This is a genomic window from Methanosarcina sp. DH1 (assembly GCF_020804205.1).
Taxonomy (GTDB): Archaea; Halobacteriota; Methanosarcinia; order Methanosarcinales; family Methanosarcinaceae; genus Methanosarcina; species Methanosarcina vacuolata.
In genome coordinates this window covers 31252-46525 of sequence record NZ_WJBJ01000008.1, presented here as the reverse complement: position 1 = coordinate 46525, position 15274 = coordinate 31252, and the positions used below count along the sequence as shown (strand labels likewise).

The window sequence follows — 15274 nt, the reverse complement described above, 5'->3', positions numbered from 1 at the left end:
ATATACAATTTTCAATATATTTATAATCGTTGAGTTCAATGAATTTAGGACTTATGTACTTGAGGAACAAAATCAATTATGGCAAAGACTATGGGTTAAGGTCACGTTTTAAACAGTTAACCTTCTGATGCTGTTGATTTTTCAGTTCAACTGCGTAGTAAGTCCTGGAATTGTTGAAATCTTGCAGAAATTGGGTACTATTAATCGGAAATCAGAAACCACAGATAACTTTTATATTGATATTTCAAGGATAGATAGGAAACTTTAAATTATAAAAATATGACACGATACTCTTCCCGCCCCGGGGGACTCGATGTTTACATTTATAATTAAATTAGCTTTTTATCTGTATTTGTTTAAACCCCTGAAAAAAGTGAGAAATCAATGAAAATAGCTATATTTCATGATTATTTCGGAGCCATTGGCGGTGGAGAGAAACTTGTCCTCATGCTCGCAGAATACCTCAATGCCGATGTTATCACTACTGACTTGAATATGGAGTCCGTAAAAAAGATGGGGTATTCCAACATACACATAATCAGCCTGGGAAAAACTCCAAAAATACCTCCTCTGAAGCAGATTTCCGCATCATATCATTTTGCAGCCTGTGATTTTTCAAAGGAATACGATTTTTTTATTTTTTCAGGCAACTGGGCATATTTCGCAGCAAAGAAACATAAGCCCAACCTGTATTACTGCCATACTCCTACACGAGCTTTCTATGACCTTTACGAGACCTTTATCAGTAGGCAACCTATCTGGATCTCGATCTTCTTTCGGATCTGGGTCAGGCTTCACAGGCCAGTTTCGGAATATTACCTTTCCCATGTGTGTAAAATCGTAACTAACTCTAAAAATACCTCCACAAGAATCAAAAAGTATTTCCACAGGGACGCTGAAGTTATCTACCCCCCTGTCGAAACTTCAAAATTTACCTGTAAAGAATATGGAGACTTCTGGCTTTCAGTAAACCGGCTCTATCCTGAAAAACGGGTGGAAATTCAAATTGAAGCATTCAAGAAAATGCCCGAAGAAAAGCTTGTCATTGTTGGGGGGTACTCCAAAGGAGATCACGCAAAAAGTTATGCAAAAAATATTCTTGACAACTTACCTGAAAACGTGAAGGTTCTTGGGGAAGTTTCCGAGACGGAATTGCTTGACCTTTATTCCCGCTGTAGAGGTTTTATCTGTACTGCCATGGATGAGGATTTCGGGATGACTCCTGTGGAAGCTATGGCAAGTGGAAAACCTGTAGTAGCTGTAAATGAAGGTGGGTTTAAGGAAACGGTAGTCGACGGGAAAACCGGCGTGTTTGTGGAAGCGGATGTTCAAAATATAATCAGGGCAGTAAAGAATATCTCGAAAAACCCATCAAGCTATGGAAATGAATGTTTTAAAAGAGCAGCTATGTTTGATATCTCTATTTTTGAAAATAGCATGAAAAAAAATATTGCCTGCGAAAATTGTTTTTGTGATAGATAACTTCCGATAATCAGATTGTTTCTCAAAAAATATAATATTCTTCCCCCCGGCGAAGTAATAATCAGGAGATATTAATTTGAATATAGGTTTAATTCTTGAATTAGCAAAAAGGGATATTACTGAAAAGTACTCCGGATCTACTTTAGGAGCTTTGTGGAACTTTATTTATCCACTTGTGGATATTTTTATATTTACCGTCATATTTGCGAATCTTATGGGATCGCGGTTGCCTGGTTCGTCTTCGGTCTACGCTTATGGGTTTTATCTTACTTCTGGTGTAATTGCATGGAATGCTTTTTCGAATACTGTCACAAGGACATCTAGTGTTTTTTTAGACAAGAAATATATCATATCCAAAGTTAAGGTTGATCTGTCCTCATTTCCTCTCTATATTGCAGTTTCGGAGAGTATTACTTATGTTGTGACAATGGGAATATTCCTGTTTTTACTTCTAATCAGTGGGTATGGAATAAGCCGTGTAATTCTAGTAGTCCCATTTATATATATTATCCAGCAGATCTTCGCTTATTCCCTTGGATTTTTTATTGGAGTATTTGTTGTTTTCGTAAGGGACTTAAAAGAAGTTGTAGGAATTGTACTTAAAATCTGGTTTTGGTTTACCCCAATAGTATATCTTTATGATGTACTCCCAGATGTTGTAAAAAAACTCATGAATTATAATCCGGCGTTTTCATTCATCCACCTGTATCAAACTATATTTATATATAAAGAAATCCCGAGTTTAAAACCTATTTTATATTTGCTTTTGTTAAGTTTTGTAATTCTATTCTTTGCAGAAATTATCTTCAAAAAACTGGAAAAAGATATTCGAGATTTCATATAATTAAAATCACAAGTTGTGACTCAATATGATCAAAGTATCAGGTGTTTCAAAAAAGTTCAAGTTGTATCATACACCCACTGACAGATTAAAAGAGAAAATCTTAAGGAAAAAGTACCATCGAGAGATCACTGCATTAGAAAATATTTCTTTTGAAGTGAAGGACGGACAAACCCTCGGGATAGTAGGGCAAAACGGAGCTGGCAAATCTACGATATTAAAGGTACTTTCCGGTGTCATGCTTCCTGACGAAGGATTAATCGAAGTAGACGGAAAAATCACCGGTTTACTTGAATTGGGAACAGGTTTTGATCAAGAACTTACAGGTCTTGAAAATATATTCATGAATGGGACATTTCTAGGAATGGATAAAACCGAAATTGAAAGGAAAAAAGACGAGATTATTGATTTCACAGAGCTTGAGGATTTTATTTATGACCCGATTAAAACATACTCGTCGGGTATGCTTATGAGGCTTGCATTCTCAATAGCAATGCATGCAGAACCAAAGTGCTTTTTGGTAGATGAAGCGCTCTCTGTAGGGGACGCGTATTTTCAGCAAAAATGCATGAGAAAGATTCTGGAATTTAAAAATAATGGTGGATCTATTATTTTTGTATCTCATGACATGAATGCTGTGAAAATTGTATGTGATTCAGCAATCTTATTAGACCACGGTCATATAATTAGTTCCGGCGACCCAAAAGATATAATTGATTATTATCATGGAATGATTTTACAAAAAGCACACATGGGGGACGCAGAAGTAATAGTATATGACATGAATGATACGAAAGATTGCACAGGTCGAAAAAATCCGAATGCTTCAACCGGGGAAGTTGAACTTATTTCCTTTAAAATTCTGAACTCAAAAAACGAGGAAACATTATACATTGAGAGTGAACAGGTAATTAAAGTTATATATCAAGTCAAGGCCCTAAAAGAATTATCTGATCCTCACTTTGGCCTTCACGTTAGAAACAATCTGGGTGTATCAGTATTTGAAACAAATACATATTGTAGCGGCATTAAGACTTTTACTCTAAAAAAGGGACAGATTGCAGAACTAGTCTGGGAATTCTTTTTTCCGCTTTCGGCAGGAGACTATTCATTCTCTGTTGGTGTGGCAAATAAAGGATATGGAAAAGATGCTTTTGAAGAATATTTGCTTATGGCTCACGATATAGAGGTTTTAAAAGTAATTCCTAATGATAGTGCAATTATCTATTCCGGCGTTTTCAACATGAAACCAAAAATCAAAATTCAAGAAATGTACGGTAATGAGTCATAAGCATTGCTCGGTGAAAAACTGTAATGCTTTTGATTAAATCAATAATTTTTCTGTTGAAACAGATACCGAAAATGAACATGTTGTCTTAAGGGATAAAAAACTGAGATAAATAAACGTAACCTCGGGTTAACAGACTTCATGCCATATCCAATAAACACATACTCTGGAAATGGGTCCATATAATAATCAAGTTCATTGAGGAATCTAAATTGGATACACTGGAAATTAAAGACGAAGAGGTAGATGTCGAGAAGATCATGGAAAAAATCCGTGAGAACATAGACAAGAGAAAAAAAGAGAGTATTTATACAGAAAATGAACCGGAAATAATGAGTGAAACGTTTTCTGCAGTTTCCCCTATAAAAAGAGATATTCCTGAAGGTCTCGAATTTATAAATTATTGTGACATCTCCAATGAAAGTTATACAATAAGTTCTCATCGTCCATTAACTGGAAAATTTCTGATTGAAGGAAGAAAAATGGTTCACGGAGAGGTCCGGAGATATGTTGATCCAGTTTTCCAAAAACAAAAAGAGTTTAATTTTGGCGTTGCAGATGTTGTAAAAGATTTAAAAACTGAGTCCCAATACTTAAAAACTAATGTAGAAAATTTGAACACTGGTCTTGAACGTCTAAATGATAACTCAAAAAGTTTAAAAATTGATATTAAATCTTTGAAAACAGATGCCGGATATTTAAAAACCGAGCTTGAACATTTAAAAGTAGATTCCCCCCAAAATATCAAATCTGAAGTTAATAGCTTCATTTCTGCAATTGATCTGGACCTGAATAACAAAAGCTGGCTTAACAGCGTGCTTGAGAATCGTTTTAAAAAAAACTTGCAGAATCATAAGGTACAGAAACCTGAAAACAATGAGTCTGAAATAAATTATTATGCATTTGAAGAACAGTTCAGAGGCTCAAGGGATCATATTCAACAACATCAAAAAGTGTTTTTAGATTATTTCAAGGATTGTAAAAATGTGTTGGATATCGGTTGTGGAAGAGGGGAATTTCTGGAACTAGCCAGGCAGAAAGATATCGGTGCAAAGGGAATAGACGTCGATGAAGATATGGTTAATTTCTGCAAATCAAAAGGTTTCAATGTAGAGTTAAAAGATGCAATAGAAGCCCTTCAAAGTATGGAAGACAAAAGCCTGGATGGGATTTTCATCAGTCAGGTAGTTGAACATCTGGCTCCTAACTACCTTATCAAAATGCTACACCTTTGCAACAAAAAACTTAAATATGGTTTTTATTTAATAGTAGAGACTGTAAATCCCCTATCATTCTTTTCTTTTACCAACTTTTACATTGATTTTACTCATATAAAACCAGTACATCCCGAGACACTCAAGTTTTTATTAAGTGCAGTTAATTTCCGCGAAATTGAAACAAAATTTATTTCTCCCGTTCCGGACAGCATGAAATTGAAGAAGTTGCCAGAATTTGGTGACCTGAAAGACAGAGAGAAAGTCCTGTTTGAAACTCTTAATCAAAACATCAATATGTTAAACAATACTTTATACGGAGAGCAGGACTATGCAGTCATCGGAAAAAAATGAGGGACTAAATAATGTTTGAATTATTATCATAATTTGATATTTTGAGAGACCCGGGGATAAATTAATATGAAACTAGCATTTGTAACTCCTTGGTACGGGAACATTCCTGGTGGAGCAGAAAGTGAATGCAGAAGAACAGTTGAAAACCTGCAAAAACATGGTATTGAGGTTGAAATACTTACTACTTGCATCAAAGAATTCTTGAGTGATTGGAGCACTGATTTTTATGAAGAGGGTATTTATAATTTAAATGGGGTCAATATCCGCAGGTTTTCAGTCCGGAAAAGAGATACTGTCCGTTTTGATAAAATAAACTACAAACTTATGCATGGTCTTAAGATCTCTCCCGAAGAAGAGAAGACGTTTATGCGGGAAATGGTTAACAGTCCCGGTCTCTATTCTTATATTGCTGAACATGGTGTAGATTATGATTACTTTTTATTTATTCCATATATGTTCGGTACGACTTACTATGGATCTTGCATATACCCTGAAAAATCAGTTATAATTCCATGCCTTCATGACGAAAGCTATGCTTACCTGAATATTTATAAGACCATGTTTGAAAATGTCAAAGGCATTATTTTTCATGCGTTTCCTGAAAAAATACTAGCGAATCAGCTTTATACTCTAAATAACAGGCAGATTGTTTTAGGAGAGGGAATTGATATGGATTTTGTGTATAATCCAGATCGATTCAGGGAAAAATATGGTATAAAAACCGACTTCATTCTTTATGCAGGCAGGAAGGAAGCCGGGAAAAATGTCCCTCTTCTAATTGATTATTTTACCAGATATAAAAAGCATAGAAAGAATGAATTAAAGCTCGTTCTTATTGGTAGTGGGACAATAGAAATACCCTCTGAAAATAGAAATGATATTATCGATCTGGGCTTTGTACCACTTCAGGATAAGTATGATGCATATTCAGCAGCTACTTTTTTGTGTCAACCTTCATTGAATGAAAGTTTTTCTATTGTAATAATGGAGTCATGGTTATGTAAATCTCCGGTACTGGTACATGGGGATTGCGCAGTAACTAAAGACCACTGTATCAAATGTAATGGTGGACTTTATTTTAATGACTACTATGAATTTGAAGGATGCCTCGATTTCTATATGGAACACCCTGCCGCCAGAAAAATTATGGCTGAGAACGGGATGTCTTATGTTACTGAAAATTTTAGCTGGGATAAAATTGTAGAAAAATATATTGAATTTTTAGGGAGCCTTTGAAGATGGAGATTCATCAGATCTTACCAACAATTTCTCCAGGAGATGCCATAGGCAATGAAGTCCGGGAAATTAAAAGCGTCTTGAATGAATGGGGATACAAATCCGAAATCTACGCTCAAAATATACATCCCGAAATTAACGCAAAAAAATATACCGAATATAAGAAGGTTTCTTCAAAAGAGAACATATTAATCTTTCACTTTTCCATCGGTTCCGAAGTTTCGGAGTTTGTTGCAAAACTTCCAGACAAAAAAATAATGATTTACCATAATATTACCCCCTCTGAATATTTTATTGGTGTCAACGAGACTCTTGTAAACTTACTGGAAAATGGAAAAAAGGAACTCAAGTTACTTGTTGACCACATAGACCTTGCTGTTGGAGTTTCCGAGTTCAACAGACTGGAACTTCAAGAAATGGGATTTAAAAATACCGATGTTTTGCCTATAATAGTGGACTTTAATGATTACAAAAATCCAAACGAAAAATTGCTGTCGAAATATAATGATGATTTTGTGAATCTCTTATTTGTAGGAAGAGTGACCCCGCATAAAAAACAGGAAGATATAATAAAAATATTTTATTATTATAAACGTATTAACCAAAAATCAAGGCTTTTCCTGGCCGGCAGCTATGAAGGCTGTGAAATTTATTCAGACTATTTGAAAAAGATGATCCAGGACTTAAATCTGAAAGATGTTCATTTATTAGGTCCGATCAAATTTAACGACCTGATTTCTTACTATAAATTAGCTGATGTTTTTATCTGTATGAGTGAACACGAAGGCTTTTGTGTTCCTATACTGGAAAGCATGTACTTTGAAGTTCCAATTATAGCGTACAAATCTACAGCTATCCCCTTCACTCTTGAGAATACAGGAATTCTGGTTAATGAAAAGAATTACTGTGAAATTGCTGAGATGGTAAATATATTGGTAGAGGATGAGAGATTGCGATCAATTATTGTCAAGAAACAGAAAGATAGATTGGAGGCTTTCAAAAGAGAAAAAATAATCTATCACTTAGAAAGTATTTTGTCCAGAATGAAATAATGCTGCAAATAAATTATCCCGTTTTCAGCAGTGCAACAAGAAGCTATAATATGAATTGCGTTATTTCAGTCGAATACCCCGCTAGCCTGTTGCGGGGATGGAAACTTCTCCGGTAAACGTTGATGATTATATTATTTCTCAATCCCATTTTTCGGTTGTTAACTTCTGTTCAAACTAAACTGTTAACTGTTTAGGGTTATTATTTCTTTTAACGGAATTTCGAGCGGTGGCACGAACATATCCCGTTGCTTGCAGCAGGGTGCGCCAGCTCAACTTTGAGTTTTACGTTGGGGGTCGAAATATAAACTCGCTAAGTTATCTCGACAATAGTTAGTTCTGGTTATCTGAGCTTTTAACTACACCTCGATGAAGTTTATCTTTTACAAGATAGAAGAGGCCTCCATAGGAGAAGAATGTGAGTATCGAGAATATAACGAGTCCATTTTTGGCAGTCTCCGTATCCCCATTCAGGACCTGAACTATGGCCATCATGTCTACAGAGGTTCCAATAGTGATGAAAAACCCAAAGAACAGGAGCAGTATTGAATATGCTTTTTTTGGCTTTGAAAGCATAAGGAATAATGCTAGAAAGCCTAATGGAATACTTACTCCAAGGTCAAGATACCTTATAGCCCAGAATGCAGTTGGAGCTGCTTTGTATGAGCCGTCTGGAAGGTCGCCAGTACTTGTAACTTGCTGGATTTGGGATATCCACATTATTGCAAAGAGCAGGAAGAATACTGTCATCAGGCCCACGTAGATTTGCAGGCCTCTGGGTTTGAAGTCAGGAGCATCTGCTTCGGAAAACATAGACAGGCTGCCTAAAAGTAGGATAAGCCCGCCTATTACAAGGATTCCGAAAAGCCACCAGTAGTCCTCAACATTGCCGCTGTAAGCTGAATTGCTCCATTCCTGGCCAATCCCCATAGAGAGTCCTGTGTACATTAACGTTATCGGTGTAAGTATTAACAAGTATTTCGAGCCGGCCCTTCTGGCCAGACATAGAATCCCACCAATTAGCGATATCGGCGCGATCAGTACCAGATTTGCAAGATCTTGCCCTGCGATCTGCCATATGCCAGATTGAGATGTTCTATACTGTATTATTTCCTGACCAATGGGTCCAAGAAAAGCAATTAAAACCAGAGTCGCTGCACAAATGATTGCAGTTACTCCAATTATGTACCAGGGAATTAAGTACTCATTTGATGGTTTATTTGATGGTTCATTTGATGGTTCATTTGATGGTTCATTTGATGGTTCATTTGATGGTTCATTTCTTGTTTCATATTGCTTTTTAAGAACAGAACTCATGCTTTATAATAAAATTTTCACATTTATATAGTTCCCTGTTTGTTTCGTTATTCAGAGAAGGCTTGTAGTTTTAGATCTTAAAAAAGGGACTTAAAAAAGGGATCTTAAAAAAGGGATCTTAAAAAAGGGATCTTAAAAAAGGGATCTTAAAAATTGTTGGAGATAACAGTTGTTTAAACGCTTTATTCTTGGAAAAAATGATTGACATTAATTTCCCCATCAAAAATACAGTGGAGACGGAAAATGTTGATGGTTCATCTTCTCGACTTTCTTAAGTACCCCATTTGTTCTTATTTTGACTACCTGTGCATAATTCAAATAATCAGGGAGAACAATTTCTGGTTTCTTTGGTCTTCCTCTTTTCCCATAATATAAACATATGACTGCATCTTCGGTTAAGTGAGGAATCGTGACAAATTTCACCGATCCCACAAGCTGTCTAGCTCAAAGATTATAAAATAGTTAAATAAGTTATAAGTTGTAACAGGGCATCGATTTCAAGTAAACAGGCCAAAATTTAAGGACGTCTCCTAATGCAAAATCGATAGCTTTCAGGCAAGAAAATTCCTTAACCGATGACCAATGAGAAGCCACTCAGTCTTTAGCTGAGTGGTAGTTCACGGATAACTAATTGATCAATGTTGATTTTGAAGTCCAGTTTTATTGTCACTTTTTTTTGCTTACTTCATCAGTATCCCTACTGCTTTCCCTTTTTTTAGGGCAACAGTAATTATTCTCAATAAATCTCCTTCCTCGTCCATCTCCGCCAATTCGGAAAATTAGAGTGGAGCCACAGTTCGGACAGCTTGTGGGGCGAGACTGGTTGTCCTTTGCTTCCCACATATGATCACATTCTTTGCAGAGAAAATGGACCTTGCATTCACCGGTGTTAACATACTCTCCTCCAGAGATCTCGATTGCTTTTCCGTTGACAAGAGCATCAGCAATCTTCTCCCGTGCCCTTTGGAGATCACTCCAAAAAGTTTTTCGGGAGACTCCCATCCTGTCAGCAGCCTCATTCTGCTCTATCTTGAGAAGGTCACAAAGACGAACAGCTTCAATCTCTTCTATGGATAGGTTAATGATTTCTAAACAGCAAAGAGGGATTTCTCTAGGCTTATAATAAGTGGCCTTTGGAAAGCAAGATACCCTGCGCTTAACTTTATTGACCATCAAATTACACTTAATGTGACACGTAATAAATATCTATCGATCAATATATTTTACTTAAAGCGTTTATAAAGTTTGATCCTAACATCTTCATTAAGGATTAGAGTAGACACAAGCTACTATCAAACATAAACTACTATCATCGATGGCAACATACTTTTAAAATTGGTTCTTAAAAAATAGTCACAGAATAAATTATGCACATATTTGTTTTATCCCAAAATTATTTCACTTTTTAAACATCTTTTATTACAGTTGCATATCGTATACAGATGACACGTTATATTACTTCAACTTTGAATTTGTTTCATTTTACGCAATCATTCCACAATACCAAAATAAAATTGGAATTTATTCAACATTTAACCTTTTGCGTCTCCTGTGATTGTATTATGGATTAGACTTCCAAATGGTTTTGAGTCTACGAAATCATTTCAGGATACAACATCCAGGGATACGCTAATAATTACGAGAACACTTGTGGAATTTTCGCGGAGTTTGTAATAAGTATCTTTTGGGATTCTTGATAGGCTCTTAATTCAATTGAAATTCAAATTACGCAAATGTGTAATAATATATATAGCTAACGCTGCATCAATCAACTATTGATACATTAATAATTTATAAATTTATTATAAGGTTCTGCATATTAGATACAAAATCAAGACCAATGACCTCATATTTGAACTAAATGCGATTATAACTATAACATTTACTCAATATTTTTGTATCATACATTTTTTAGTCCTGCAGCTATTTTTTGCCTTTTACACCTTATTTAACGTAAAAGTTCCGTTAATCAATATACTTTCGTTTTACCTATTATTCGGATAATTTATCCTGCCCTTCTTTTAAAAAATTAGTAGCTGATACCTTTTTTTATGATTTTAGTAGGAGTCTATGATTCATAAGAGTTCATATATCTATTATATATCAAAATTCTTCCATTTTTATATTTAATTCAAACAGAACTGATAACTATTTATATCACATCGCCTATGTGTAATTTAAGGACTATCCGAAAAGTGTTGTGACCTACTGGAACTTTTATAATCAGCGATCACAAATGAACGGATTCCGGATAATAAACACTAATTGTCCAGATGTAATTATACAACATGCGTAGAACTTTTCGGATAGTCTCTAGATCTCTTTTATTCTGGGATCACAACATTTACTTATAGTACACCCACTTGAAGTCTAAATAAGGCAGTGAAATCCAAATTATGTAACAATCTAAGATTTAACTGCTTACTTTTCTATTTTATATTTTAGCCGAACTAAAATGGAAGCTATTTATATTACGCGCGTATGAGTAATTTAAGTGTTTATCTAAAAAATGCTGTGACCTGCTGTAATTTCTACAATCAGCAGGTCATAAATGACCGGATTCCGGATAATAAACACCAATTGCCCAGTGACATGATTTTCATTTGATATCTAAAACAAAAACTGTGAACTTTGAACTCTCTATAAATTCACGTTTTAACTGCTTAATTTTTATTTTTATATTTATACCAAACAAAAATGGAAGTTATTTATAACACGTCGCTTATGTGTAATTTAAGAGTTTATCTGAAAAGTGCTGTGACCTACTGTAACTTCTACAATCGGCAGATCATAAATGAACGGATTCCGGATAATAAACACTAGTTGTCTAATTGTAAATTTTACAACATTCATAGAACTTTTCGGATAGTCTCCAGGATCTCTTGTATTTTGAGATCTCAAGGTTTACCATTATAGAACTTACCCACTTGATGTCTAAAACAAAAGCAGTGAACTTCAAACTTTTTAAAAATTCAAGTTTTAACTGCTTAATTTACTGTACTTGATTTTGTATTGTAAGTGTGTAAATTCTATAAAAAATTAAAAACGACCTACTAAAAATGTCATTTAAATAGCTGAAACTTTCAAGCAGACGTCAATATAGATTGGACAATCATTATCGGTATGCCACATATCATAAAATACAATCGTCTGATGAAGCGACATTAAGCGTATTTAGGAGGTAAAGCTAAAATGAGTAAATTAACTACCGGGAGTTTTTCTATAGAAGATCTAGAATCCGTTCAGATCACTATCAATAATATTGTAGGAGCAGCAAAGGAGGCTGCTGAAGAAAAAGGAAAGGAGCTCGTTAAAGCAGGCCCCACACTTCTCCCAGGACTTGAGTCTTATAGGGATGACTGGAACTTCAAACTGCTTGACCGTTACGAGCCTGTTATCACCCCAATGTGTGACCAGTGCTGCTACTGTACCTATGGACCCTGTGATCTTTCAGGGAACAAGAGAGGTGCATGTGGTATTGACATGATGGGCCACAATGGAAGAGAATTCTTCCTCCGCGTGATCACAGGTACTGCCTGTCATGCAGCTCACGGTCGCCACCTACTCGACCATTTGATCGAAACCTTTGGAGAAGACCTGCCTCTCAACCTGGGGCAGTCCAACGTGCTTACCCCAAACATTACAATCAGTACCGGGCTTAGCCCCAAAACCCTTGGTGAAGTTAAACCGGCAATGGAATACGTTGAAGATCAACTGACTCAGTTGCTTGCAACAGTTCACGCCGGCCAGGAATCCGCAGAGATTGATTACGACTCCAAAGCCCTCTTCAGCGGCAGTCTTGACCACGTAGGCATGGAAATTTCCGATATTGTACAGGTTACAGCCTATGATTTCCCGAGAGCTGACCCAGAAGCTCCATTAGTTGAAATCGGAATGGGAACAATTGACAAGTCCAAACCTTTCCTCTGTGTTATTGGACATAATGTTGCCGGCGTCACCTACATGATGGACTACATGGAAGACAACAACCTGACCGACAAGATGGAGATAGCTGGGCTCTGCTGCACTGCAATAGACCTTACAAGGTATAAGGAAGCCGATAGAAGACCTCCATATGCAAAGGTCATCGGTTCAATGGCTAAAGAGCTAAAAGTAATCCGTTCCGGAATGCCAGATGTCATTGTTGTAGATGAACAGTGCGTCCGCGGCGATATTGTACCTGAAGCTCAGAAACTCATGATTCCGGTAATAGCATCAAATCCCAAGATCATGTATGGGCTTCCGAACAGGACAGATGCCGACGTTGATGAGACCATTGAGGAACTCAAGTCCGGAAAGATTCCAGGCTGTGTAATGCTTGACTATGACAAGCTCGGAGAACTCTGCATCAGGCTCACAATGGAAATGGGTCCGATCCGCGATGCCTCCGGTATCACTGCAATTCCTACAGACGAAGAATTCAAAAACTGGGTTACAAAATGTGCAGACTGTGGAGCCTGCATGATTGCTTGCCCAGAAGAACTGGATATCCCCGAAGCCATGGAATTTGCAAAAGAAGGAGACTACTCATATTTAGAAAAATTACACGACCAGTGTATTGGCTGCCGCCGCTGCGAACAGGTCTGTAAGAAGGAAATACCAATTCTCAACATAATCGAAAAGGCATCCCAGAAACAGATTTCTGAAGAGAAAGGCTTGATGAGAGCTGGCAGAGGTCAGGTATCTGACGCCGAAATCCGTGCAGAAGGTCTTAACCTGGTTATGGGTACTACACCAGGTATCATCGCAATTATCGGATGCCCTAACTATCCAGAAGGCACAAAGGACGTTTACTACATCGCAGAAGAGTTCCTGAAGAGAAACTTCATTGTAGTGACGACAGGCTGTGGAGCAATGGATATTGGTATGTTCAAGGATGAGGATGGCAAGACTCTCTATGAGAGGTTCCCAGGAGGATTTGAGTGTGGAGGACTTGCCAACATTGGGTCCTGTGTTTCTAACGCTCACATTACAGGAGCAGCTGAAAAAGTCGCAGCTATCTTTGCCCAGAGGACACTTGAAGGAAACCTCGCCGAGATCGCAGACTATATCCTTAACCGTGTAGGTGCCTGCGGGCTTGCCTGGGGTGCATTCTCACAGAAGGCTTCATCAATCGGTACCGGCTGTAACATACTTGGTATCCCTGCAGTACTCGGTCCCCACTCCTCTAAGTACAGGAGAGCACTGATTGCCAAGACCTATGAAGAGGACAAGTGGAAAGTCTACGATGCAAGGAATGGACAGGAAATGGCGATCCCACCAGCACCAGAATTCCTCTTGACCACAGCAGAGACCTGGCAGGAAGCAATCCCGATGATGGCAAAGGCATGCATCCGTGTATCCGATAATAGCATGGGTAGATCCATAAAATTGACTCACTGGATGGAACTCCACAGGAAGTACCTTGGAGCAGAACCAGAAGACTGGTGGAAGTTCGTCAGAAACGAAGCTGACCTCCCGCTGGCTACCCGTGAGGCACTCCTCAAGAAACTTGAAACAGAACATGGCTGGGAAATTGACTGGAAGAGGAGGAAAGTCATCTCCGGTCCAAAGATCAAGTTCGACGTATCGGCACAGCCCACTAACCTCAAAAGACTTTGCAAGGAGGCCTGAATTAAATGGTTGACACTACCAAGAACACAAAGGTCTTTACCAGCTACGGAGTGAATACCTCAAAAACCTTAACTCCTGAAATGGCTGCAAAGCTTATCTCAAAAGCAAAGAGACCGCTCCTTATGGTAGGAACCCTGACTCTTGATCCAGAGATGCTTGATCGTGTAGTAAAAATTTCAAAGGCTGCAAATCTCCCTATTGCTGCAACCGGGAGTTCTATGGCAATCCTTGCTGATAAGGATGTAGATGCAAAGTATATCAATGCCCATATGCTCGGTTTCTACCTGACTGATCCAAGCTGGCCTGGCCTTGATGGAAACGGAAACTATGACATGATCATAGTCATAGGATTCAAGAAATACTACATCAACCAGGTAATATCCGCAGCAAAGAACTTCAGTGATTTGAAAACAATTGCGATTGAAAGAGGCTATATCCAGAACGCAACGATGTCCTTCGGGAACCTCAGTAAGGCAGACCACTATGCTGCCCTGGATGAACTTATTAACGCATTATAATTTTTATTTAGGAGGCGAAATATAATGGCAGAATTCCCATTTGAGATTTCTCCAATGTTTGAAGGAGAAAGAGTAAGAAAGGAAGGAATGTTTGTTGAACTAGGTGGCCCAAAGTCCCTGGGTCTGGAACTTGTCCGTGCAAAACCCATGGACGAGATCGAAGATGACAAAGTTACGATTATCGGTCCTGATCTCAAGGAAATGGAAGAAGGTAAAACCTATCCCTGGGCAATGATCTTCAACATCGGTGGAGAACTCATAGAGGCTGACCTTGAATCTGTTATCGAGAGGCGTATCCACGATTTCATCAACTACTGCCAGGGCATTATGCACCTGAACCAGAGATATGATGTCTGGATGCT

The 15274-nt window shown here is 37.5% G+C and carries 9 protein-coding genes and 2 pseudogenes; 9 read left to right on the top strand and 2 right to left on the bottom strand.

The window, feature by feature from the left end; all coding sequences use genetic code 11:
* Positions 1-384: 384 nt before the first annotated feature.
* From FXW07_RS04740 to FXW07_RS04715, 6 genes are all read left to right on the top strand, one after another.
* The gene (locus FXW07_RS04740) at positions 385-1482 is read left to right on the top strand and encodes a glycosyltransferase (protein ID WP_229394449.1); all 1098 of its coding nucleotides are present in this window, start codon (positions 385-387) and stop codon (positions 1480-1482) included.
* Positions 1483-1558: 76 nt separating this feature from the next.
* Positions 1559-2326, top strand: a complete 768-nt coding sequence (locus FXW07_RS04735) for an ABC transporter permease (RefSeq protein WP_048122597.1) — start codon at positions 1559-1561, stop codon at positions 2324-2326.
* 25 nt (positions 2327-2351) lie between these two features.
* Positions 2352-3614 (top strand): ABC transporter ATP-binding protein, encoded by a 1263-nt coding sequence (locus FXW07_RS04730; protein ID WP_229394448.1) that lies wholly within the window; start codon positions 2352-2354, stop codon positions 3612-3614.
* Between the two features lie 209 nt (positions 3615-3823).
* A complete protein-coding gene (locus FXW07_RS04725) occupies positions 3824-5179 on the top strand; it encodes a class I SAM-dependent methyltransferase (RefSeq protein ID WP_229394447.1) in 1356 nt (451 codons plus the stop codon).
* 66 nt (positions 5180-5245) lie between these two features.
* Positions 5246-6415 carry a glycosyltransferase family 4 protein gene (locus FXW07_RS04720; RefSeq protein ID WP_229394446.1) on the top strand — a complete coding sequence of 390 codons (1170 nt, stop codon included), beginning with the start codon at positions 5246-5248 and terminating at the stop codon, positions 6413-6415.
* 2 nt (positions 6416-6417) lie between these two features.
* Positions 6418-7467, top strand: a complete 1050-nt coding sequence (locus FXW07_RS04715; RefSeq protein WP_229394459.1) for a glycosyltransferase family 4 protein — start codon at positions 6418-6420, stop codon at positions 7465-7467.
* Positions 7468-7797: 330 nt separating this feature from the next.
* Here the strand turns inward: FXW07_RS04715 and FXW07_RS04710 are convergent, their stop codons facing one another.
* Both FXW07_RS04710 and FXW07_RS04705 read right to left on the bottom strand, forming a co-directional pair.
* Positions 7798-8781 carry a PT domain-containing protein gene (locus tag FXW07_RS04710; protein ID WP_229394445.1) on the bottom strand — a complete coding sequence of 328 codons (984 nt, stop codon included), beginning with the start codon at positions 8779-8781 and terminating at the stop codon, positions 7798-7800.
* An 891-nt stretch (positions 8782-9672) separates the two neighbouring features.
* Positions 9673-9954 (bottom strand): annotated as a pseudogene (locus tag FXW07_RS04705) (DUF134 domain-containing protein); the annotation flags it as partial.
* 2019 nt (positions 9955-11973) lie between these two features.
* Between FXW07_RS04705 and cdhA the strand changes: the two are divergent.
* The 3 genes and pseudogenes from cdhA to FXW07_RS04690 form a co-directional block, all read left to right on the top strand.
* Positions 11974-14394 carry a CO dehydrogenase/acetyl-CoA synthase complex subunit alpha gene (gene cdhA, locus FXW07_RS04700; protein ID WP_229394444.1) on the top strand — a complete coding sequence of 807 codons (2421 nt, stop codon included), beginning with the start codon at positions 11974-11976 and terminating at the stop codon, positions 14392-14394.
* Between the two features lie 5 nt (positions 14395-14399).
* Positions 14400-14912 carry a CO dehydrogenase/acetyl-CoA synthase complex subunit epsilon gene (cdhB, locus tag FXW07_RS04695; RefSeq protein ID WP_229394443.1) on the top strand — a complete coding sequence of 171 codons (513 nt, stop codon included), beginning with the start codon at positions 14400-14402 and terminating at the stop codon, positions 14910-14912.
* Between the two features lie 24 nt (positions 14913-14936).
* Positions 14937-15274: pseudogene (locus FXW07_RS04690) on the top strand (acetyl-CoA decarbonylase/synthase complex subunit beta); the annotation flags it as partial.

Coding starts and splice junctions, on each gene's coding strand:
- FXW07_RS04710 (WP_229394445.1), bottom strand. CDS start 8,781: ATGAGTTCTGTTCTTAAAAAGCAATATGAAACAAGAAATGAACCATCA.
- FXW07_RS04730 (WP_229394448.1), top strand. CDS start 2,352: ATGATCAAAGTATCAGGTGTTTCAAAAAAGTTCAAGTTGTATCATACA.
- FXW07_RS04715 (WP_229394459.1), top strand. CDS start 6,418: ATGGAGATTCATCAGATCTTACCAACAATTTCTCCAGGAGATGCCATA.
- cdhA (WP_229394444.1), top strand. CDS start 11,974: ATGAGTAAATTAACTACCGGGAGTTTTTCTATAGAAGATCTAGAATCC.
- cdhB (WP_229394443.1), top strand. CDS start 14,400: ATGGTTGACACTACCAAGAACACAAAGGTCTTTACCAGCTACGGAGTG.
- FXW07_RS04740 (WP_229394449.1), top strand. CDS start 385: ATGAAAATAGCTATATTTCATGATTATTTCGGAGCCATTGGCGGTGGA.
- FXW07_RS04720 (WP_229394446.1), top strand. CDS start 5,246: ATGAAACTAGCATTTGTAACTCCTTGGTACGGGAACATTCCTGGTGGA.